Raw genomic sequence first — 19,347 nt, forward strand, 5'->3', positions numbered from 1 at the left:
GGACGGGGCGTCGGACGGGGCTGCCGGAGGGGGAGGGGGGTCAGTGGCCCATCGCCAGCCCCCCGTCGGCCGGGACGACGGCGCCGGTGACGTACCCCGCGCCCTCGGACGCGAGGAAGGCGATCAGCGCGGCGACCTCCTCCGGGCGCCCCGCCCGGCCGAGCGGGGTACCGGCGAGGATCGCCTCGCGGCGGCGCGGCGGCAGGTCGGAGGTGAGCGCCGTGTCGACGAACCCGGGCAACACGACGTTGCACGTCACCCCGCGCGGGCCGAACTCCCGCGCCGCGCTGCGGGCCAGACCGGTCAGACCGGCTTTCGACGCCGCGTAGGCGACCTGCCCCGCCGTGCCGAGGACCGCCGCGACGGACGAGACGAGGACGAGCCGCCCCCACCCGCGCGCCGTCATCGAGGGCGCCGCCCGCCGCACGACGCGCCAGGAGCCGGTGAGGTTGGCGTCGACGACCTCCCGGAACGACGCCTCGCCGGTGCGGTGCAGCAGCCCGTCCCGGCGGACGCCGACGCCCGCGACGACGATCTCCACCGGGCCCTGCCGTGCCTCGGCGGCGGCGAACGCGGCGTCCACCTGTCCGCCGTCGGTCACGTCGCAGCGCACCGCGGGGAACCCGCCCGGCCCCGGTCCGTCCGCCGGCACGCCCCGGGCGGCGACGGTCACCCGGTGGCCGCGGGCCGCCAGGGCGTGCGCGGTCGCCAGGCCGATGCCGCGGCTGCCGCCGAACACCAGGGCCGAGCGGCCCGCGGTCACGTCCCGGTCGGTCACGGCGAGGGCACCGCCTTCTCCAGCGGGCGCAGGGCGTTCAGCGCGACGGCCTCCAGTTCGGGGTGGAGCGCGGCGGCGCGGGCCAGGACCTGGCCCGGCCCGGTGTCGAGCACGGTGGTCACCCCCGCCGCGACGAGGGTCCGCATGGCGTCGGTCCAGCGGACCGGCACGGACAGCTGCTCCAGCAGGTCCGCGCGGATCTCGCCGGTGTCGCGGGTCGCCCGGCCCGTGCTGTTGAGCAGGACGGGGACGGCCGGCCGCGCCAGGGGCACGGCGGCCAGCCGCGGCGCCAGCGCCCGCTGGACGGGCTCCATCAGCGGCGAGTGCGAGGCGACGCCCGCCGCCAGTTCCCGCACCCGCACCCCGTCGTCACCCGCGCCCTCCTCGGCGGCGCGGGCCCCGACCCAGCGCACGGCGGCCGCGTCACCGGACACCACCGTCTGCCGGGGGCCGTTGAAGCACGCCGGCACCACCACGCCCAGCCCCTCCGGGCAGGCGTCGCACCACGCGGCGACCCGCTCCGGCGGCACCCCGCCCACCGAGGCCATGAGGGCCGGCCGCGACCTGGTCTGCTCGCCCATCAGCCGGGCCCGCCGCGCCACCAGGCGCAGCGCGTCGTCGCGGTCGAGGCAGCCCGCCTCGACGAGCGCCCCGAAGTGCCCGAGGCTGTGGCCGCCGACGAAGGCGGGCGGCGCCCACCGGTGACCCAGGTGCGCCCGCAGCGCCGCCGCCGCGGCGAGCCCGGTCGCCACGATCGCCGGGTGGGAGACCTCGGCGGCGGCGAGCTCCGCCGGCTTCCCCTCCCGGCACAGCCGCTCCAGGTCGAGCCCGGCTGCCTCCCCCGCCCTCTGCAGCACCTCCCGGGCGACCGGGAAGGAGCGGCACAGGCGGTGCGCCATCGCGGGCAGCTGCGAACCGGCGCCCGGCAGGAGCAGCGCGTACCGGCCGCGGGAGACGGCGTCGGCCACGGTCGTCGTCACGCCCCGTCCTCCGCTCCCCGGCCCGCGCCGGCCTCCCGCCACAGCCGTGCCGCGTGCACCTTGCCCGTACCGGTGCGGGGCAGTTCGTCCCGCAGGTGGAAGCGGGTGGGCACCTTGTACGAGGACAGGGCGCGCGCCAGGTGCCGGCGCACCACCGCCTCGGTCACCCCCGGGTCGACGGCGACGAACGCCGCGAAGCGGTCGCCGTGCCCGGGGCTGCCCTCCGGCGGCGCCGACACCCAGCAGTCGCGCACGCCCGGCACCCCGCGCACGGCCGCCTCCACCTCGTCCGGGTCGACCTTGCGGCCCGCCACGGATATCCGCCGCGTCGTGCGCCCCTCGACGACGACGTGGCCGGGGGAGGGGAGGCGCCCGCTGTCACCGGTGCGGAACCAGCCGTCGACGTGCGACGCCGCGGCGAGCTCCGGCAGGCCGAGGTAGGTGACGGGCCCGGAGCCCGCCTGGCGCAGGTACAGCTCGCCGCGCGCCTCCGGGTCCGGCGCCGCGACCCACGTGCCGTCAGGGGCGCGCAGCCGCGCCGTGACGCCGGGCACGAGGCGCAGCGGACCGCCCGGCGTGCCGGTCGCGTACGCGATCTGCCCGAACTCCGTCGAGCCGTACTGGTCGCGCAGCGCCACCCCCGTGGCGGCGCGCCAGGCGGCGGCAGTCGCGGCGGGCAGCGGCTCGCCGGCGCTGACGCAGACCCGCGGCGCGGACGGCGCGAGCGGTTCCCCGCCGTCGAGGAGGGCCCGGTACAGGAACGGCACGCTCTGCACGACGGTGGCGCGGCTGTCGCGCAGGGCGCGCGCGAGGGCCGCCGGCGCCGCCGGGTGCGGCGCGAGGACGAGGGTGGCGCCGGTGAGCAGCGACGGCAGCAGGGCCACCCCGAACGCGTACGCGTGGTGCAGGGGCGTGGTGCACAGGATCCGGTCGTCGCCGCGGTAGCCGGCGAGGGAGGCGAAGGCGGCGGAGTTCGCGAGGGCCACCCCCCAGTGCTTGCGCACCACCTTGGGCCGCCCGCCCGTCCCCGAGGTCACCAGCGCCAGGTACGGGGCCGGCGCGGGACCTCCGGTCGAGCCCGGGCCCCCGGCCGGAGCCGCGTCCTCGGCGCGCCCGGCGTCCTCGGCCGCAGCCGCGCCCCCGGCGTGCCCGGCGTCCTCGGCGCGGCCCGCCTCCCCGGCGGCCACCGGGGTGTGCCACCCCGTCAGCCCGGCCAGGGCCGCCACCTGGCCGCGCTCGGCGTCCGTCGCCCGCGCGTCGTACAGGACGACCTCGCGCCCCTCCGCGGCCGCCGCGAGCAGCGTCACGAGCGTGTCGGGGTCGTTGCGCGCGAGGACACCCGTCCGGCTCCCCGGCGCCTGCCCGTCCTCGCGCACGCGGGCCCGGGCCCGCGTGACGCGCGCGGCCAGCCCGGCCCAGGTGAGGACGGTGCCCCGGTGCTCCACCGCGGCCCGCCGCGGGGTGGCGGCGGCGCGGACGGCCAGCAGGGCCGCCGGCGCGGCGGTCGCCGTCGTCGCGGTCACGCGGTGCCTCCCGGGCCGCCGGGGCGGAGCACGAGCCGGGAGCCGCCGCCGTGGAGTTCGGCGGGGCCGACCGGGCGGCGGGCGTGCCAGTCGGCGAGCACGGCGAGCGCGCGGCTCGGGTCCGTGTCCTCGCCGCCGGTCGGCCCCACGGCCTCCCGGACGGCGGGGTGGCCGCCGCCCGGCCGCCAGTCGGTGACGCCGCCCCAGCCGCCGGCGCCGTCGAGCACCACGGCGGCGGTGCGCAGCGGTACCGGACCGGTGTCGTACGGCGTCGCCGGCGGCGGCCAGTGCGCCGCGGCCACCAGCACCCGCCGCAGCCGGCCCGAGGCGACCATCGAGGCGGCGTACCCGAGGGCGTCGACCCCGCTGGACGGCCCGGTCAGCGTGACGGCGGTGCCGTCCAAGCCCAGGTCGATGCAGAGCCGCCCGGTGAGCGAGTGCGCCGAGTAGTGCAGGAAGCACTCGGGGGCCAGCCAGCGCGGCCCCGCCGTGTCCAGGACCTCGGCGATGTACGCGGAGGTGACGGCGGTGGCCCGGTGCGAGGCGGTGACGCAGCCGAGTCCGCGCGCCTCCTCGGCGCCGATCCCCGCGCCTGCCAGCGCCTCCCGCGCGGCGGCGAGGAGTTCGGGGCCCAGGACGTCCCGGACGGCGAGCGGCGTCCTCGGCAGTTCGGCGGTGTCCCGGGGGACACGGGGCACCTCGCGCTCCACCCGGCGCACGGCGGTCGCGGCGATCCGCGCGGTGTCACGCGTCACGGCCGAACACCACCGCCACGTTGGAACCGCCCAGGCCGCACGAGAGGGTCAGCGCCGCCGACGGCGGCCGGTCGGGCTGCTTGCCGCCGAAGTCGAGGTGGTCCCAGCGCGGGTCGCGCTCCGCCGGCCCGAGGGTCGCCAGCACCTCGCCGCGGTGCAGGGTCAGTACGGTCACGATCGCCTCCACGGTGCCGGCGGCGCCCTGGCAGTGGCCGAGCGCCGCCTTGCTGCTGACGACGGGTACGAAGGGCAGGCGCTCGCCCAGCACCTCTCCCAGGGCCTCCAGTTCCGCGGCGTCCCCGTGGCGGGTGCCGGCGGCGTGCGCGTTGACGTAACCGATCTCCGCCGGGTCGGTGCCCGCGTCGGCCAGGGCCCGGCGCACCGCCTTGGCGACGCCCTCCGGGTCGGGCCGGGCGGCCTGGCTCGCCTCGTTGCTGCTGCCCCAGCCGCGCAGGTGGGCGAGCGGCGCGTCCGCGGCGCGCTCCAGGACGAGCGCGGCGGCGCACTCGGAGATGCGGATGCCCGAGCGGCGCGCCGCGAAGGGGCGGCACCCCGCGGGGCTGAGCGTGCGCAGCGACGCCAGCCCCTGGAAGGCCGTCTCCGTGACGGTGTCCACGCCGCACACCACCACCCGGTCGGCGACGCCGTCGCGCAGGAGGTCCGCGCCGACGCCGAGCGCGGTGGCGCCCGCCGCGCTGGCGTTGCCGACCTGCACCACCGGCCCGTCCCAGACGGGAGGGGCGTAGGGCTCCCAGGCGGCCCCCGGCACCGTCGTGCGCCCCTCCCGCCAGGCCCGCCAGTCGGCGGCGGACGGGAACCCGCCGTTGTCGGTGGTGCCCAGCACCAGGGCCGTGCGCACCGCCGGGTCGCGGACCGCCGTCCCGGTGCGGCGCGCCGCGTCGGCCACGGCGTCGCCGGTCGCCCGGTGCAGCAGGCAGGGCAGGCGGGCCGGATGCCCCGGCGGTGGCGCGCCGGGCCCGGTGGCCTCCTCGGGGACGAAGCCGGCGAGGTGCGCGCCGGTCCGCGAGACGTCGAAGTGCTCCACGGGCCGGAAGGCGGCGCCGCCGCCCGCGCACGCCCGCCACAGGGCGTCGGCGCCCGCGCCACCGGGCGAGAGGACCCCGACACCGGTCACGGCGACGGCGGGGCCGCTCACCGCGCCTCCCCGGGCAGCGAGCCGTGCGCCGACAGGTGTCGGACGAGGGCGCCGACGGACTCGGCGACGTCCCACAGCTCGCCGTCGGCGATGCGCTCGACGGCGCAGTCGCGTTCCAGCGCGGCCAGCACCGTCACGACGTCCAGCGAGTCGACACCGAGATCGGTGAACCTCTCCTCCCGCGCGATGCCCCGGGCCAGGTCGGTGCCGACCCGCTCGGCCAGCCGCTCGCGCACCAGCTCCTCCAGTGCCTCGGCGGGCGCCGCCGGGCCGTCGTCGGTGTGCCGCATCCCTCTCCCCTCGGGTCTGCCCGCGTCCGCCGATGACGGGCGGGCGGCGGGCGGGTGCCTCAGCCGGCCGGCGGGCCGGCCGTCAGATCCGTGCGCGGGTGCGTGCGCACCCGGGTGCCGTGCCGGGCCGTCACGGCGGCGGCGTAGCCGGGCGCGCGGGCCGGTACCGCCCGTACCGACCAGCCCGCCAGGCGGTCCGGCGCGGCCACCGCCACGCGGCCCCCGGTGTCGACCGTCGCGTCGACGCGGGCCAGGGCGCGGCCCAGGGCGGTGCCGGTCGCCTTGGCGTAGGACTCGGCGCCCGTCCAGGCCCGCAGCAGGGCGGCCCGCCGGGCCGGGGCGGGCAGCCGGGCGAGCCGGTCCCGCTGGTCCGGGCGGAACAGCCGCGGCGCCAGCTCCTCGATGTGCTCGGCGCGTTCGGCGGTCTCCACGTCGACGCCGACCGGCCCGGCCCGGTGTCCGACGGCGACGGCGACGAGCGACCCCGAGTGCGCGACCGACAGGGCCCACCCGGCGTCACCCGCCGCGCCGCCGTACCCGTCACGGTCGCCACCGCCGTGGTGCGCGGTGAGCCGGACCGGGCCGTGGCCGGCCCCGCCGCACCCCGGGCAGCGCGCGGTGAGGGACACCCGCCCCGGCGGCACGCCCAGCCGGTCCGCGAGCACCGAGCGCAGCAGTCCGCGGGCCACGGTGAACCGCGCGGCGGCCGGGGCCGGCAGCCGGGCGGCCCGGTCCCGTTCGGCGGCGTCCAGGAGCCCGGCGCAGCGGTGGACGGCCGCGGCACTCACCAGGGCCTGGTGCACGTCGACGCCGGGGCGGGCCGCGGGCGTCACGGCAGCGCGCTCTCGTCGAGCCGCTCCAGGATCTCCCGGACGGTCTCCTCCGGCTCCTGCCCGCCCGTGTCCAGCCACAGGCCGATCCGCGCGGTGTCCCGTCGGAACACCCGGTCCAGTTCGCGCGCCCCCCACCCCGGCCCGTCGTACGCCTGGTGGGCGCGGCCCGCGTCCCGGCGCAGCACCGCCTCGGGGCCGGGCGCCAGCACCACCACGTGGCACGGCCGCACGTCCGCGAGGAGGCCGGTGAACCGTTCCAGGTACTCGCCCAGCAGGTTGTCCTCGGCGACCACCGTGAACCCCTCGGCCGCGTACGAACGGGTCAGCAGCGCCAGGTGGTTCAGCCGCAGGCCGTACTGGCGCAGGGCCTCCGGGGAGGGGTCCGGCGCCATCTCCGCGCGGCCGGTGACCACCATCCGGCGCAGCACGTCGCCCTCGATGAGGACGGCGGGTTCGAAGCGGCGCGCCAGCAGGGCCCCCACGGTGGACTTGCCGCTGCCGGGGATGCCCGTCACGACGACGACGCGGGGCCCGGCCGGGGGGCGGGCGGTCACCGGGCGGCGCCGGCGGGGGCCGTCTCGGGCTCGGCCAGACCGGTGCCGTGGTGGACCTGCCAGTCCAGCGGCCGGTCGCGCAGCGCCATCAGCTCCACCAGCAGCCGGTTGCCGACCGGTTCGACCTTCTGGAAGACCCGCTTGACCGCCTTGGTGCCGGTCGGGCCCAGCGCGTCCGGCAGGTACTGCTTGATCTGCTCGAACAGCAGCCACTGGCGGCCCTTGCGGTTCTTGGCGACCCGCTCCACGTAGCTGGGCTTGATGCCGTACTTGGCGGCGAAGTGCTTGAGCGTCTCCGCCGTCCAGGCGTCGCTCCAGCGGAGCATGAAGTACGGCAGGTCGGTGAGGGCGAAGGGCGGCGGCATCCGGTAGGTGATCACGGACTTGGGCTCGAACCACACCGAGCCGCCCGCGTCGAGGACGCGCCGGCTGAAGTCCAGGTGCTCACGGGTGGTCAGCAGTCCCTCGTCCATCCCGCCGACCTGCTCGAACACCGAGCGGCGCACGAGGGCGCAGTGGAACTCGATGATGTCGCACGCCTGGCGGCGCAGCGCCTCGTCGGGCAGCTCGGAGACGTGCTTCATGAAGTACCGCTGGGTCTGGGTGAAGTCGCGGGTGCCCCACACCCCGGTGAACTCCATGTCCCCGCCGGCCATGTGGACCGTCCGCTCCTCCAGCGGCCCGTGCAGGTAGAGCGGGCCGACCATGGCGGCCTTCTCCTCGTCGGCGCAGGCGATCAGCGGTTCCAGCCAGTGGGGCGTGTACTCCACGTCGTTGTCGAGGAAGACGACGTACTCGCCCTCCGCGTAGCGCAGCCCGATGTTGCGGGCGCAGTTCGGCGAGACGTACTTGTTCACGCGGACGGCGGTGAAGCCGTGGACGTCGCTCAGCCGGCGCAGCCGCTCCCAGCGCTCCCGGGGGGAGTTGACGTCGACGTACACGACCCGGCAGGGGACGTCGGTGTGGGCGTGGAAGCTGCGGAGGGACTCCTCGGCGTAGGAGAACCGCTCGCGGCTGGTGATGATGGCGGTGACGCGGGGCGAACCGGGCGAGCTGGGCGAGTTCATGGGGTGTCTCCCGTTCGGGTGCGGGCGTCGGGGCGGCCTGTGGCCGGCCGGGACGGCGTCATGCGGGCCGTGCCGTGATCAGTGCGTAGTGGCCGTACACCGGGGTGGCGGCGCAGTCGTCGAAGCCCGCCTTCGCGAGGAGGCCGGCCAGCTCGGGCAGCGTGCGCAGCCGGCCGCCGGTCATCACCGCCAGGGCCAGCGAGTAGCCGGCGACGGTGGGGGAGAGGCGGGCGGCGTCGTCGGGCACCACCTGGTGGACCAGCAGCCGGCCGTCGGCGGACAGGCAGGCGCGGGCGCGCTCCAGCAGGGCCCCGCACCGTTCGTCGTCCCAGTCGCTGAGCACGTCGGCGAAGAGCACCCGGTCCTGCCCGCCCGGCCACGGCTCGGCGAACATGTCACCGGCGCGCAGCCGGACCCGGTCGGCGAGGCCCGCCCCGGCGATGAGCCGGTGGGCCTCCCGCTCCACGACGGGCAGGTCCAGCACGGTGGCCCGCAGGTGCGGGTTGCGGCGCGCCAGGGCCGTCGCGAAGGTCCCGACGCCGCCGCCCACCTCCAGCAGCGTCCCGCACCCGGCCAGGTCCAGCCGGGCGGCGAGGGCGGCGGCGGGCGCGGCGGAGTGGGCGTGCATGGCGCGGGCGAACCGCTCGCCGTGGCGCGGGGACCGCTCGTGGGTCTCCCAGATGCCCTTGCCCCGGTAGCCCTGCGGGCTGCCGGTGGTGACCAGGGCGCGTACGGCGGCGCACCGCTCGTCCCAGCCGAGCCCGAGCATCGGCCCCCAGTAGGGCGCGGTGCCCGGCAGCAGGAACGCGCGGGTGGACGGTGTCGGGTGATACCGGCCGCCGAGCACCGAGAGGTACCCGAGGGCGGCGAGGAACTCCAGCAGGACGGAGGTCGCGTGCCGGTCGAGACCGCGTGACGCGGCCAGTTCGCCGGCGCCCGCGGGGGACTCGTCGAGCGCCGCGAACAGGCCGAGGCGGTCCGCGGCCGCGACCGCCGGCAGCCGGTACTGCGCCATGAAGGTGTCCATCAGCAGCCGGTCGTCGGGGGCCGCGGCGTCCGTGTCGGCGCCCGGCGGCGGACCGCCGTGGGCGGTGGCGGCGGATGCGGTCACCGGGCCTCCGCGGCGGCCTCGGACACGCGGGCGGCGAGCACGTCCACGAGGTCGCCGACCGTGGTGTACCGCAGCGGGTCGATGTCGTCGTTCTCGAAGGTCAGGTCATGCTTCTGCTCGAAATGCGTGAACACATAGGCCAGGGTGATGGAATCCAGTCCGAGCTGACTCATGGGGTCTTTCTCGGCGAGATCCCCGGCCACCTCGTGCGGCGTTTCGCACTGCTCGACGAGAACCGTGCGAACCTCGTCGAGTATGACCGTACGATCCGCTGCTCCGGTGCCGTTTCCGCTGCTCATGGCCATGCTCAGCTCCTCTGTTCGCGGTGTGGCGACGCGGGATCCAGGCCACACGTTAAGTCGATCAGTCGTCACTGTCAAACGTTTGCCAAAAGGTATCGACAATGCTTCACGGAACATTCAGGGAATGCGGACCCGACCGTGCGGCCCCGGGTTTTCCGGAGTGTTTTCCGCAAGGTTTCCGCAGGTGTTTTCCCCGGGTTGTGGCGCGCTGGGCGCGAGACCGCCCGGGTGCCTCAGGCGAAGGACAGCGCGGGCAGGGGCCGGCCCTCCCCGAAGCACCACTGCGCCTCGCCGCGCAGCCGCCGCACGAGCCGCGTCCCGTCCCCCGCCGCCGTCGGCCGTCGGGCGCCCGCGTACCGGCACAGGGCGCCGAGCAGCTCCTCCAGCGCGTCCGCCAGCACGGCGATCTCCTCGTGCGCCATCGCGTACACCCCCTCGGAGCGGAACCGGTGCAGCCCCAGCAGCAGCAGTCCCAGCTTCTGGGCCCGGGCCGCCGCCGCGAGCGCCGCCGCCGACACCTCGCCCGTACGCGGGTCCTCCGCCCCGGCCAGCGCGTGGCCCAGCAGGAACAGCTGCGGCTGCACGTCGCCGAGCACCCACACGTCCATGCCCTTGGCCAGCAGCAGCGGCAGCCGCGCCCCCGACCACACCTCGCCGTGGAAGGCGCGCAGCTCGGCGACGTCCTCGGCGAGGGGGGCGAGCGAGGCCGGTACGAGGCCCTCCGCCAGAGCCTCCGGGCGCCGGTCGTCGGGCGGGGCGATCCGCTCGACCACCGCGTACCGGGTGCACGCCTCGGCCAGCGCGTCCGTGACGGGCAGGACCCGCCGGTGGCCGTGCTCGGCCGGGGCGTCGGTGTCCAGCAGGTGCAGCCCGTCCGCGTCCAGCCGGTGCGCGAGGACCATGTGGTGGTGGTAGTGCTCCCTGCCCTCGTGGTCGTCGCCCGGCCAGTGGTGCCCGTCCGGCATGAGCACCACCGGCCGCCCGGCGCGCAGGAGTTCGGCCACCCGCGGCCACTGGCGCCGGCCGGCACCGATGTCCGCCAGGTGCCAGCGGACCGCGCAGGCGGGGAACTCGCTCGCCGGGCCGTACCACTCGCCGCGCCGGACCAGGTCGAGCGGGACGGCCAGGCCGCGCGCCACCGCCCCGGCCCCGTACCCGTGGTGCATCAGGACCGCCTCCACCGAGCGGAGGAAGCACCCCAGCCCGTCCAGGCCGATGTTCTTCCAGCCCAGCGCGTTGGCGGGGTCGAAGCCGTAGGGGCGGGTGCCCTCGGCGGTCGCGTCGGTCACGTCGTCCTCCTCGTGTTGCGCAGCACGGTGGCCATGATCGTCAGGGTCGGGTTGTGCGCCCCGGAGGTGGGGAAGAGGCCGCCGTCGGCGACGAAGACGTTGTCCAGCGCGTGCATCCGGCCCACGCCGTCCGTGACGCCGGTGCGCGGGTCGTGGCTCATCCGCAGCCCCCCGAGCGTGTGGAAGTTGCCGGGCACGGCGCCCGGCTCGCGCGGGAAGGCCCGGGAGCGGGTCTCCGGCACCGCGGCCACCGCGTCGGCGCCCGCCGCGCGCAGCAGCTCGGCCAGGCGCGGCAGGTAGAAGCGCTGGGCGGCCAGTTCGTGGGCGTGCGGCGCCCAGGAGATCCGCGGCACGGGCACCCCGAGCCAGTCCCGCACGGTCGGGTCGAGCGCGACGCGGTTCTCCCGCTGGGAGACGTCCTCCCCGTGCATCTGCACCCCCAGCAGCCGGTCCCGCAGGGGGCTCTCGCGCATCAGCCGCCGGAACGCGCGGCCGTACGGAGTCCCCGCCAGCCTCGGCAGGAGCCGCCGGTACAGGTGGCCCTCCTGCACGGGACCGGGCTGCCCCCCGCCCAGCTCCACCACCCCGCCCCGCAGGTACGCCAGCCCCGCCGCGCGGGCCGCCCCGCGGGCACCCGGGTGGTCGGGGTCGGCGAAGTCGTCCAGGGCGTGCGTGATGTTCCGGCCGCGCGCGGAGCGCACCCGCTCGCCGAGGAACAGCCCGTAGGCGACGGAGTACCAGTGGAACATCAGGTGCCGCCCCAGCAGCCCCGACGGGTCGGGCAGCCCCGACAGCAGCGCCAGCCGGCAGCTCTCCACGGCCGACCCGGCGAGCACCACCCGGTCGGCGGGCAGCTCGGCGCGGCGGCCCGCGGCGTCCGCGTAGACGACCCCGCGCGCCCGCCGCCCGCCGTGCCGCACCTCGACGGCCGTGGCCAGCGGAACCACCCGCGCCCCGGCGAGCACGGCCCGGCGCAGGGCGGACAGGGCGCTGCCGCGCGACTGGTTGGGGCAGCCGTAGCCGCAGCAGGCCCCGCAGTCGGTGCACGCCGGACGCCCGCCGTACGGGCGGGAGTTGGCGGCCATCGGCAGGGGGTAGGGGTGCAGACCCAGCGTCCGCGCGGCCTCCGCGACCCGTACCGACGAGGTCTGGTCCGGGCCCGGCGGCATGGGGAAGTCCCGCGCGCGCGGTGAGTGCCGCAGCGTCACCGCCGGCAGCGCGGCCCGGTCGCCCTGCACGCCGAGGAGCGCCTCGGTCTCGTCGTAGTACGGGGCGAGTTCGGCGTAGTCGAAAGGCCAGTCGACGACGTCGGCGTCCGGCAGCGGCCCCAGTGCCGACCGCTTGGCGAAGTCGAGGTCCCACAGCCGGGGCGTCTTGGCGTCCCAGTGCACCGAGCCGCCGCCGACCGCCGCGGGCAGGGCGTTGACGAACCCGGTGGAGGGCGGGCCCGGGAACGCGCGGTCGTCGTACACGCGGGGCTCGGCGAGCGGGTCGGGGTACTCGAAGCCCCGGACCGGGCCCTTGATCTCGTCGGTGGAGAAGGCGTGGCGCGGCGCCGGCTCCCGCAGGTCCTCGAAGTGGTCGGGGCCGCGCTCCAGGACGGTGACGTCCCAACCGGCCTCGGCCAGCACCATGGCGGCCACCGAGCCGCCCGGCCCGCTGCCCACGACCACCGCCCGCTCAGCCACCGAAGCCCCCCGAGGAGGCGAGCGCCCGGGCCGCCTCCGCGAAGTGGCGCGCGAGGACGGCGACGGGGTCGGCGCCCTCCCCCTCGTACGGCGCCACCGGGTCGGGCCCGGCGGCCGCGGGGGCGCCGACGCCGGGCAGGCCCAGCGGCGTCGGGCCGGCCTGCCGGGGCCTGCCCCGGTAGACGGGGTCGCCGTACGTCCCCTCGACGGCGTGGTCGAAGAGCAGGTCGCGGAAGGCCGCCACCCCGCCGTCGCCGAGCGCCCGGTGCCGGACCTCCACCGGGGCCGCCGCGAAGTCGCCGTCCGCGAGCCGGTCCAGCGCCGCGACCCCGGCGCGGTAGGCCCGGCGCAGAGCGTCGACGCGGCGGAGCCAGCCCACCCGCTGGGCGGGGGAGAGGGCGAGGAACGAACCGTCCGCGCGGCCGGAGGCGTACACCAGCGGCGGCTCCGCGGCGAACGCGCCGAGCAGCCGGTCGGCGTACCGGACGGCGTCGGCCTCGCGGGCGCCGGGGCCGGGCTCGCCCGGCGCGTCGGCCGGGCCCGGGACGAGGAGGGCCATCGCCTCGCGGACCACGTCCGCCTCGTGCGGGGCGAAGAACAGCCATCCCGTCCCACCCGGCGCCGACTCCCCTACCGCTGTGGGAATTTGATGGTAATCATGGTGTTCGTCCATGTTTGCCCTTCGGTCAAGGAGACCCGTATGAGTCAGTCCGGAGCCGTCGCCGCCGACAGCGCGCGGGACGCGTTCGCGCTCACCCGCCGGCTGCTCGCCACGAAGGCGCCCCGCTTCACCGGCGGACACGGAGTGGAGGTGCACAGCCTCGTCTCCTCCGACCACGTGCCGCTCTACCTCTTCGCCGCCAAGTCGCTGGCCCGCTTCTGGCCGGAGGTGACGCCGGTGGTGCACGACGACGGCACGCTCACCCCGCGCGACACCGAGCGGCTGCGCCGGCACGTGCCCGACGCCCGGATCGTCCCGCGCGCCGAGGCCGACCGGCGGGTCGAGCGGCTCCTCGCGGACCACCCCACGCTCGCCGCGGTGCGCCGCAACAACGTCCGGATCCTCCAACTGGTCGACTACTTCCTGCTCAGCGAGGCGCCCTCGGTGGTCAGCATGGACAGCGACGTGGTGTTCCTGTCCCGCCCGGACGTCCTCGTCGAGTGGGCCGCCGCCGCGCCCGACCGGCGCCCCGCCTTCCTCTACTCGCCCGAGTTCGGGTGGGAGCCGCAGGGCGTGCACTGGATAGCCGACCACCTGCCGGGCACCCCGTACGTGCCGTACATGTGCTGCGGGTTCGCCGCCGCCGACACGGCCGCCTTCTTCGACGCGGACTTCCTGGAGCGGACCCTCGCCTCCCTGCCGCGCGAGATCAGCTTCGCGCCCCGCTACGTCACGCAGATGTCGTACTCCCTGCTCGGCGGCCGGCTGGGCGGGGGGCGGACGCGCGATCTCGGCGAGCCCTACCGCTCCGGGCGCCTGGAATGGCTGCCCGCCATCGACGACCGGGTCATCTGCCACTACTTCGCGTCCCACGAGCGTTCCACCACCTTCGACAACCTGACCGAGGAAGGACCGCTGCTGGCCCGTGCCATCGGGGCGGGCGGCTGACCCCGCGCGGCCCCGCCCGGCCCTCCGGCCCCCGGGGCCCCGACCGGAGCGCCGGCCGGGGCCCCGCGGGCCCCGGCCCGTCGCCGGGCACCGGCTCCGCCGCGGGGGTCACACCGGCACCGGGCGGCCGCCCGCGTCCGCCGACGCGTAGGCCGCCTCCACGACCCGGGCCGTGTCGACGATCTCCCGGGCGGGGCCGTCCCACAGGAGGGGGTCCGCCAACACCCGCCGGAAGTCCTCGTACATCGGCGCGAACCACTCCAGGTGCGTCTGGTCCTTGCTCGGCGAGACGAGGGACCGCCGCCAGGGCCCGGCCGCCGTACGGGCCGACACCTCCCCGTCGTCGACGCGCAGCCACCCGGAGGAGCCGCTGACGGAGTAGTGGTTGGACCGCTCGCCGCTGATCCAGCTCAGCTCGATGTCGCAGCGCGCGTCCCCGAAGTCGAGCCGGAGCCGGGCCGCCTCGTCCACGGCCGACGGGTCCCCGCCGGGGCGCTCCACGTCGCAGGAGAGCTTCACCGGCGCCCGCCCGAACAGCCGCAGCGCCATGTAGACGCAGTGCGTGCCGTGGTCCAGCAGGATGCCGCCGCCCGCCAGGTCGGGGGAGCGGCGCCAGTCGGGCGCGTACCCGGGCACGCCGCGCGCGTGGCGGTCGCGCAGGACGCGGAACGTCGCGGACTCCAGCCGCCCGACCCCGCCGTCCACCGCCTCCCGCAGGGTCCGCATCAGCGGCGACGTCCCGTAGTTGTGCGACGGGAACAGCAACCGGCCCCGGGCGGCGGCCAGCGCGGTCAGCTCCCGGGCCTCGGCGCCCCGCGCCGCCACCGGCTTCTCGCACACGACGTGGAGCCCCGCGGCGAGCGCGGCCCGGGTCAGCGGCCCGTGGAAGGCCGGCGGCGTACACACGTCGACGACGTCCACCGCCGGCCCCCCGGGTGCCGTCAGCTCGTCGAGCGAGGCCAGGACCCGGCCGTGCGGCAGCAGCCGGGCGGCCTGGGCCCGCCGCTCCGGCGACGGGTCCACCACGGCGGCCACCTCCGCGCCGGGCACGGAACCGTACCCGCTCAGCCGGGCCCCGCCCGCGGTCCCGAAGCCGACGACGGCCACCGCGACCGTCGCCCCCCGGCCGACCGGGACGGGCGGCACGGTCCGCGCCGCGCCCCCCGCGCCGCCCGCACCGCTCAGGACATTCGCGCCCCCGGCGTCATCCGCGCCGCTCCCGCCGATCGCCGTGCCGCTCATGCCGCTCCTCCCGGGGCCGCGACGGGCGGGCAGGGCCCGCCGGCCTCGACCAGCTCCCCGTGCACGGCGGGGGCCGCCGCCACCAGATGGCCGAGGCGGGGCGTGAACGGGCCGCCGCCCCAGCCGGTGACGACCCCGCCGGCCTCCGCGACCAGCAGCGCCCCGGGCACCGTGTCCCACACCCCGATGCCGAACTCCAGATAGCCGTCGTACGCCCCCGACGCGACCCGGCACAGCCCCGTGGAGGCGCTGCCCGGCTCCCGGATCTCGAAGCCGGCGTTGAGCAGCCGGTCGGCCACCGACCGCTGGCTGCCCCGCACCACGCCGTCGGTGCCGAACCCCGTGCCCACCAGAGGTCGTCCGCCGGGCGGGGCCGCGGGCAGCCGCAGCGGCACGCCGTCGCGGTACGCGCCCTGGCCGGCCGCCGCCCGGAAGACGGTGCCGGACTCGGGCAGCCGGATCAGCGACAGCAGCGTGCGGCCCTCCACGACCAGTGCCAGCGCCACCGCGTAGTCGGGCAGCCCCCGCAGGTAGTTGGTGGTGCCGTCGAGCGGGTCGACGATCCACGTCGGCCGGCCGTCGCCGGGCCCGACCGGGTCGCTCTCCTCGGAGACGATCCCGTACTCCGGCGTGTACGCGCGCAGGATGGCGAGCGCGTGGTGCTCGGCCGCCAGGTCGGCGTCGCTCACCGGCGCGTCGCCCTCCTTGGTGCGCACCGCGACGCGGGTGCCGCGCCGGCGCAGCAGCTCCCTGGCCGCCACCGCCGCCGCCTGGGCCGCCGTCGCGGTGAGGCGGTCGAGGTCGAGGACGGCGCTCACCCCTCGCCCCCGGTGGCGCGCAGCAGGGTCTCGCGGATGATCCCCACGGCCGTCTCGGCCTGTTCCCGCCCGAGGGTGAGCGGCGGGTACAGCCGCAGCGTGTTGCCGCCGAGCATGACGAGGACGCCCGCCTCCATCAGCTGCAGGTAGACCCGCTGGACGACGCTCTTCGGCGCCGGCTCCCGGGTCGCCTTGTCCGCCACCAGCTCGATGCCGAGGGCGAGCCCCGCGCCGCGCACGTCGCCGACGAGCGGCGCGAGTTCCACCAGGTCGGCCAACCGGTGGAGCATCTCGCGGCCGCGTTCGGCGGCGTTCTCCACGAGCTTGTCGTCGGTGAGGACGGTCGTGGTCGTGGCGACGGCCCGGCACGCCATCGGGAAGGCGCCGAAACTGGAGGAGCTGGCGCTGGGCTCGGAGAAGGGCGCCGCCGCCATGGTCTCCCGGGCGGCGATCACCCCGGTGACGGGGTAGCCGCCGCCCATGCCCTTGCCGACGGTGAGAACGTCGGGCCGGGCCTCCTCGTGCTGGTAGGCGAAGGCGGCGCCGGTGCGGCCGAAACCGGTCATCATCTCGTCCGCGACGAGCAGCGCGTCGAACTCCCGCGCCACCTCGCCGAGGGCGGTGAGGTAGCCGGGCGGCGGGACCACGTTGCCCGACCGGCCCTGCACCGGCTCCACCACGATCGCGGCGAGCGCCCCGGTCGAGTTCTCCTTGATCACGTCGCGGGCGTGCTCCACGCAGGCGAAGCCGCAGGAGGGCGCGGTCAGTTTGAACGGGCAGCGGTAGCAGTTGGCGTACGGGGCGGAGAAGTACCCCGGCGGCAGCGGTCCGAGCCCCGAGCGCGCGCCCGCGGTCAGCGCCAGGCTCCCCATCGTCTTGCCGTGGAAGCCGCCCCAGAAGGAGAGGAACTCGTGCCCGCCGGTGACGGACTTGGCCAGCCGCAGCGCCGCCTCCACCGCCTCGGTGCCGCCGCTGTACAGCTGGACGGTGTCCAGCTCCTCGGGCAGGAAGTCGCGCAGCGCCCGCACCATGTCGAGCCGGGCGGGGCTGCCGAAGGCGCCGGCCGTGGCGCGGGTCAGCTCCTCGGCGAGGGCCGCGGTGAAGCGCGGCTCCGCGTGGCCCAGGGAGTTCACGCCGCCCGCGCCCTGGAAGTCGATGAGGCGGTTGCCGTCGACGTCGACGAGTTCGGCGCCGTCCGCGGCCGCCACGCACAACCGCGACAGCAGCATGACCGCCTGGAGGCCCGGCCCGATCACCTCCTGCTCCTCGGCCCAGTGCGCCTCGCTCCGGGTCCGCGGGCGCAGCATCCCCCACCCGTGGTCCGCGCCGGGCGCGCCGCTCCCCGGCGGCACGCCCGGCAGGTTCCCGTCGTCGGTCATATCGCCCCGTTCCCCTTCCGCCGTTCCCCGTCCCGGGGCAGCCGGCCGTCCGCGGCGAGCGCCTCGAAGCCGCGCCGCGCCGCGCCGACCGCCGTGTCGATGTCGTCGTCCGTCATCGCCGCCGAGACGAACCAGTGGTGGTTGGGGTGGAGGAAGACGCCCTCGCGGATCGTGGCCGCGTAGAAGGATCGTTTCGCCCGCTGGTTGTCGTCCTCGTCGCCGAAGGCGAAGTCGAGGAACGGCATCGGCGGGTGGCCCACCACCTCGATCGGCGCCCCGAACTCCTCCACCAGCGCCGCCAGTCCCGCCTGGAGCCGCTCGCCCATCAGCCACACCCGCTTCAGGTGGTCACCGGAGCGCAGCTTGCGGACGGTGGCCAGGGCGGCGGCCATCGCGTCGGCGTTGGCGTAGTAGGTGGACGAGATGTGCACCGAGTCCAGGGTCCGCAGCACGTCGGCCCGCCCGGTCAGCGCCGAGATGGCGTACCCGTTGGCGAAGGCCTTGCTCAGCGTCACCAGGTCGGCGGTCACGCCGTAGTGCTCCTGGGCGCCGCCGAGCGCGATCCGGAAGCCCGACCTGATCTCGTCGAAGACCAGCAGCGTGCCGTGTTCGCGGGTCAGCTCCCGCACGCCCTCCAGGAAGCCAGGCGCGGGGCGCTCCACCATGAACGGCATCATCACCAGGCAGGCGATCCGCCCGGGGTGCCGCTCGAAGACCTCCCGCAGCGAGTCCAGGTCGTTGTAGGTGAAGGTGTCGACCAGGGCCCGGCTGACGGCCGGGATGCCGTGGTCCCACTGCGCGCACCAGTCGTGCCAGCCGTTGTACCCCCAGCGCACCACCCGGTCGCGGCCGGTGAACGCGCGGGACAGCCGCACGGCCGCGGCGGTCGCGTCCGAGCCGGTCTTCAGCAGCATGCCCATCTCGGCGCCCGGCACGACGTCCAGGAGCTCCTCGACGAGCTCCGTCTGCACCGGCTTCATCAGCCCGGTGGCGAAGCCGCGCCGGATCTCGCGCACCACCGCCTCGTCCACGTCCGGGTCGGCGTGGCCGAGGATGACGGTGCCGTACGACAGGAAGAAGTCGAGGTACTCGTTGCCGTCGACGTCCCAGAAGCGGGCCCCGTGTGCCCGGTCGGCGAAGACCGGGTAGTGGCCCTCGATCATCTGGTCGGAGGCGATCACCTTCTTTCGCTTGGCGGCCAGAGCGTCGATCCGCTCGGCCCGGCGGTCCAGTGCGAAGGAGCGGTCCAGACCCAAGGGTCTCCCTTTCGTCGAGAGCGGCGGGGCGTGCACCCCGGGGAGGGGCGGGCGGCGAGGGGAGGGGACTTCAGGCCCGGGCCGCCCGCACCCGGTCGAGGAGGTCGGTGGTGCGGTGCCGTACGCCGGCGAGGTCCCCGCCGTGCAGCGCGTCGCCGACCAGCGGTCGGCCCAGCGCCGCGGCGTGGGCGCCCGCCGCGAAGTAGTCGACGAGGTCGTCGGCGGTGATGCCGCCGGTGGGCACGAGGGGGATGTCCCCGAAGGCCATGGTCAGCGACGCCAGGTACGCCGGTCCGCCCAGCCGCGCCGGGAACAGCTTCACCAGCGCGGCGCCGAGCCGCCACGCCTCCATCACCTCGGTCGTGGTGAAGGCGCCGCACACCACCGGCACGCCCAGCGCCCCGGCCTCGTCCAGGACGTCCGGCAGCACGCCGGGGGTGAGCAGGTAGTGCGCCCCGGCGTCCACGGCGCGCCGGGCGGTCTCCCGGTCGCGGACGGTGCCGGCGCCCACCAGCGCGGCGCCGGTGGCGACGGCCAGGCGAAGGGAGTCGAGCGCGCCGGGGGAGGTGAGGGTGATCTCGACGGCCCGGATCCCCGCCTTGCCGAGTTCCTCCGTCACGGCGGGCACCGCGGGCGACTCGGGCTCGGTCAGCATGGCGATCAGCGGTGTGCCGGCCGTTTCGGCGGCGAGGTCGACGCGGTGCTCCCCGGTCATGG

Annotated in this window: 20 protein-coding genes; 1 reads left to right on the plus strand and 19 read right to left on the minus strand. The window is 76.9% G+C overall.

The window, feature by feature from the left end:
- Positions 1–40: 40 nt before the first annotated feature.
- The 14 genes from LPA54_RS00065 to LPA54_RS00130 all read right to left on the minus strand — a co-directional run bounded on the left by LPA54_RS00065 (position 41) and on the right by LPA54_RS00130 (position 12,999).
- Positions 41–778 carry an SDR family oxidoreductase gene (locus LPA54_RS00065; protein ID WP_228972947.1) on the minus strand — a complete coding sequence of 246 codons (738 nt, stop codon included), beginning with the start codon at positions 776–778 and terminating at the stop codon, positions 41–43.
- Entirely contained in the window at positions 775–1,758 is a 984-nt protein-coding gene (locus LPA54_RS00070; RefSeq protein WP_228972948.1) for an ACP S-malonyltransferase, read from the minus strand. The genes LPA54_RS00065 and LPA54_RS00070 overlap by 4 nt, the downstream gene beginning before the upstream one ends.
- Positions 1,755–3,281 carry a class I adenylate-forming enzyme family protein gene (locus tag LPA54_RS00075; protein WP_228972949.1) on the minus strand — a complete coding sequence of 509 codons (1,527 nt, stop codon included), beginning with the start codon at positions 3,279–3,281 and terminating at the stop codon, positions 1,755–1,757. Before LPA54_RS00075 ends, LPA54_RS00070 begins: the two co-directional genes overlap by 4 nt.
- On the minus strand, positions 3,278–4,036 hold the full coding sequence (locus LPA54_RS00080) for a beta-ketoacyl synthase N-terminal-like domain-containing protein (RefSeq protein WP_228972950.1): 759 nt from the start codon (positions 4,034–4,036) through the stop codon (positions 3,278–3,280). The genes LPA54_RS00075 and LPA54_RS00080 overlap by 4 nt, the downstream gene beginning before the upstream one ends.
- The gene (locus LPA54_RS00085; protein ID WP_228972951.1) at positions 4,026–5,192 is read right to left on the minus strand and encodes a beta-ketoacyl synthase N-terminal-like domain-containing protein; all 1,167 of its coding nucleotides are present in this window, start codon (positions 5,190–5,192) and stop codon (positions 4,026–4,028) included. Before LPA54_RS00085 ends, LPA54_RS00080 begins: the two co-directional genes overlap by 11 nt.
- A complete protein-coding gene (locus LPA54_RS00090) occupies positions 5,189–5,482 on the minus strand; it encodes an acyl carrier protein (RefSeq protein WP_228972952.1) in 294 nt (97 codons plus the stop codon). The genes LPA54_RS00085 and LPA54_RS00090 overlap by 4 nt, the downstream gene beginning before the upstream one ends.
- Positions 5,483–5,541: 59 nt before the next feature.
- Positions 5,542–6,315 carry a 4'-phosphopantetheinyl transferase superfamily protein gene (locus LPA54_RS42585; RefSeq protein WP_228972953.1) on the minus strand — a complete coding sequence of 258 codons (774 nt, stop codon included), beginning with the start codon at positions 6,313–6,315 and terminating at the stop codon, positions 5,542–5,544.
- Positions 6,312–6,869, minus strand: coding sequence for an AAA family ATPase (locus LPA54_RS00100; protein WP_228972954.1), 558 nt, complete (start codon positions 6,867–6,869; stop codon positions 6,312–6,314). Before LPA54_RS00100 ends, LPA54_RS42585 begins: the two co-directional genes overlap by 4 nt.
- Positions 6,866–7,936, minus strand: coding sequence for a glycosyltransferase family 2 protein (locus LPA54_RS00105; protein WP_228972955.1), 1,071 nt, complete (start codon positions 7,934–7,936; stop codon positions 6,866–6,868). The genes LPA54_RS00100 and LPA54_RS00105 overlap by 4 nt, the downstream gene beginning before the upstream one ends.
- Before the next feature lie 58 nt (positions 7,937–7,994).
- A complete protein-coding gene (locus LPA54_RS00110) occupies positions 7,995–9,047 on the minus strand; it encodes an acetylserotonin O-methyltransferase (protein WP_228972956.1) in 1,053 nt (350 codons plus the stop codon).
- Positions 9,044–9,352 (minus strand): acyl carrier protein, encoded by a 309-nt coding sequence (locus tag LPA54_RS00115; protein WP_228972957.1) that lies wholly within the window; start codon positions 9,350–9,352, stop codon positions 9,044–9,046. The genes LPA54_RS00110 and LPA54_RS00115 overlap by 4 nt, the downstream gene beginning before the upstream one ends.
- Positions 9,353–9,582: 230 nt before the next feature.
- Positions 9,583–10,638 (minus strand): hypothetical protein, encoded by a 1,056-nt coding sequence (locus tag LPA54_RS00120; RefSeq protein WP_228972958.1) that lies wholly within the window; start codon positions 10,636–10,638, stop codon positions 9,583–9,585.
- Positions 10,635–12,326 carry a GMC oxidoreductase gene (locus tag LPA54_RS42135; RefSeq protein ID WP_228972959.1) on the minus strand — a complete coding sequence of 564 codons (1,692 nt, stop codon included), beginning with the start codon at positions 12,324–12,326 and terminating at the stop codon, positions 10,635–10,637. The genes LPA54_RS00120 and LPA54_RS42135 overlap by 4 nt, the downstream gene beginning before the upstream one ends.
- The gene (locus LPA54_RS00130) at positions 12,319–12,999 is read right to left on the minus strand and encodes a gluconate 2-dehydrogenase subunit 3 family protein (protein WP_228972960.1); all 681 of its coding nucleotides are present in this window, start codon (positions 12,997–12,999) and stop codon (positions 12,319–12,321) included. Before LPA54_RS00130 ends, LPA54_RS42135 begins: the two co-directional genes overlap by 8 nt.
- Before the next feature lie 27 nt (positions 13,000–13,026).
- Here LPA54_RS00130 and LPA54_RS00135 point away from each other — a divergent pair, with 27 nt between their 5' ends.
- Complete coding sequence (locus LPA54_RS00135; RefSeq protein WP_228972961.1) at positions 13,027–13,935, plus strand: hypothetical protein; 909 nt, start codon at positions 13,027–13,029, stop codon at positions 13,933–13,935.
- A 108-nt stretch (positions 13,936–14,043) separates the two neighbouring features.
- Here LPA54_RS00135 and LPA54_RS00140 read toward each other — a convergent pair whose 3' ends face one another.
- The 5 genes from LPA54_RS00140 to LPA54_RS00160 form a co-directional block, all read right to left on the minus strand.
- Positions 14,044–15,177: a Gfo/Idh/MocA family protein gene (locus tag LPA54_RS00140; RefSeq protein ID WP_228972962.1), complete on the minus strand. Its 1,134-nt coding sequence runs from the start codon at positions 15,175–15,177 to the stop codon at positions 14,044–14,046.
- Positions 15,174–15,995, minus strand: a complete 822-nt coding sequence (locus LPA54_RS00145; RefSeq protein WP_228972963.1) for an inositol monophosphatase — start codon at positions 15,993–15,995, stop codon at positions 15,174–15,176. The genes LPA54_RS00140 and LPA54_RS00145 overlap by 4 nt, the downstream gene beginning before the upstream one ends.
- Positions 15,992–17,374 (minus strand): aspartate aminotransferase family protein, encoded by a 1,383-nt coding sequence (locus LPA54_RS00150; protein WP_228972964.1) that lies wholly within the window; start codon positions 17,372–17,374, stop codon positions 15,992–15,994. The genes LPA54_RS00145 and LPA54_RS00150 overlap by 4 nt, the downstream gene beginning before the upstream one ends.
- Positions 17,371–18,630, minus strand: coding sequence for an aspartate aminotransferase family protein (locus LPA54_RS00155; protein WP_228972965.1), 1,260 nt, complete (start codon positions 18,628–18,630; stop codon positions 17,371–17,373). The genes LPA54_RS00150 and LPA54_RS00155 overlap by 4 nt, the downstream gene beginning before the upstream one ends.
- Positions 18,631–18,700: 70 nt before the next feature.
- On the minus strand, positions 18,701–19,345 hold the full coding sequence (locus LPA54_RS00160) for a bifunctional 4-hydroxy-2-oxoglutarate aldolase/2-dehydro-3-deoxy-phosphogluconate aldolase (protein WP_228972966.1): 645 nt from the start codon (positions 19,343–19,345) through the stop codon (positions 18,701–18,703).
- Between the last annotated feature and the right edge of the window lie 2 nt (positions 19,346–19,347).

The sequence above is a fragment of the Streptomyces sp. DH12 genome, from assembly GCF_020873895.1.
Taxonomy (GTDB): Bacteria; Actinomycetota; Actinomycetes; order Streptomycetales; family Streptomycetaceae; genus Streptomyces.

Bases quoted from the DNA above. Each gene is read 5' to 3' on its own strand.
- LPA54_RS00160 (WP_228972966.1), bottom strand. From the start codon at position 19,345: ATGACCGGGGAGCACCGCGTCGACCTCGCCGCCGAAACGGCCGGCACA.
- LPA54_RS00140 (WP_228972962.1), bottom strand. From the start codon at position 15,177: ATGAGCGGCACGGCGATCGGCGGGAGCGGCGCGGATGACGCCGGGGGC.
- LPA54_RS00150 (WP_228972964.1), bottom strand. From the start codon at position 17,374: ATGACCGACGACGGGAACCTGCCGGGCGTGCCGCCGGGGAGCGGCGCG.
- LPA54_RS00090 (WP_228972952.1), bottom strand. From the start codon at position 5,482: ATGCGGCACACCGACGACGGCCCGGCGGCGCCCGCCGAGGCACTGGAG.
- LPA54_RS00115 (WP_228972957.1), bottom strand. From the start codon at position 9,352: ATGGCCATGAGCAGCGGAAACGGCACCGGAGCAGCGGATCGTACGGTC.
- LPA54_RS00130 (WP_228972960.1), bottom strand. From the start codon at position 12,999: ATGGACGAACACCATGATTACCATCAAATTCCCACAGCGGTAGGGGAG.
- LPA54_RS00105 (WP_228972955.1), bottom strand. From the start codon at position 7,936: ATGAACTCGCCCAGCTCGCCCGGTTCGCCCCGCGTCACCGCCATCATC.
- LPA54_RS00135 (WP_228972961.1), top strand. From the start codon at position 13,027: ATGAGTCAGTCCGGAGCCGTCGCCGCCGACAGCGCGCGGGACGCGTTC.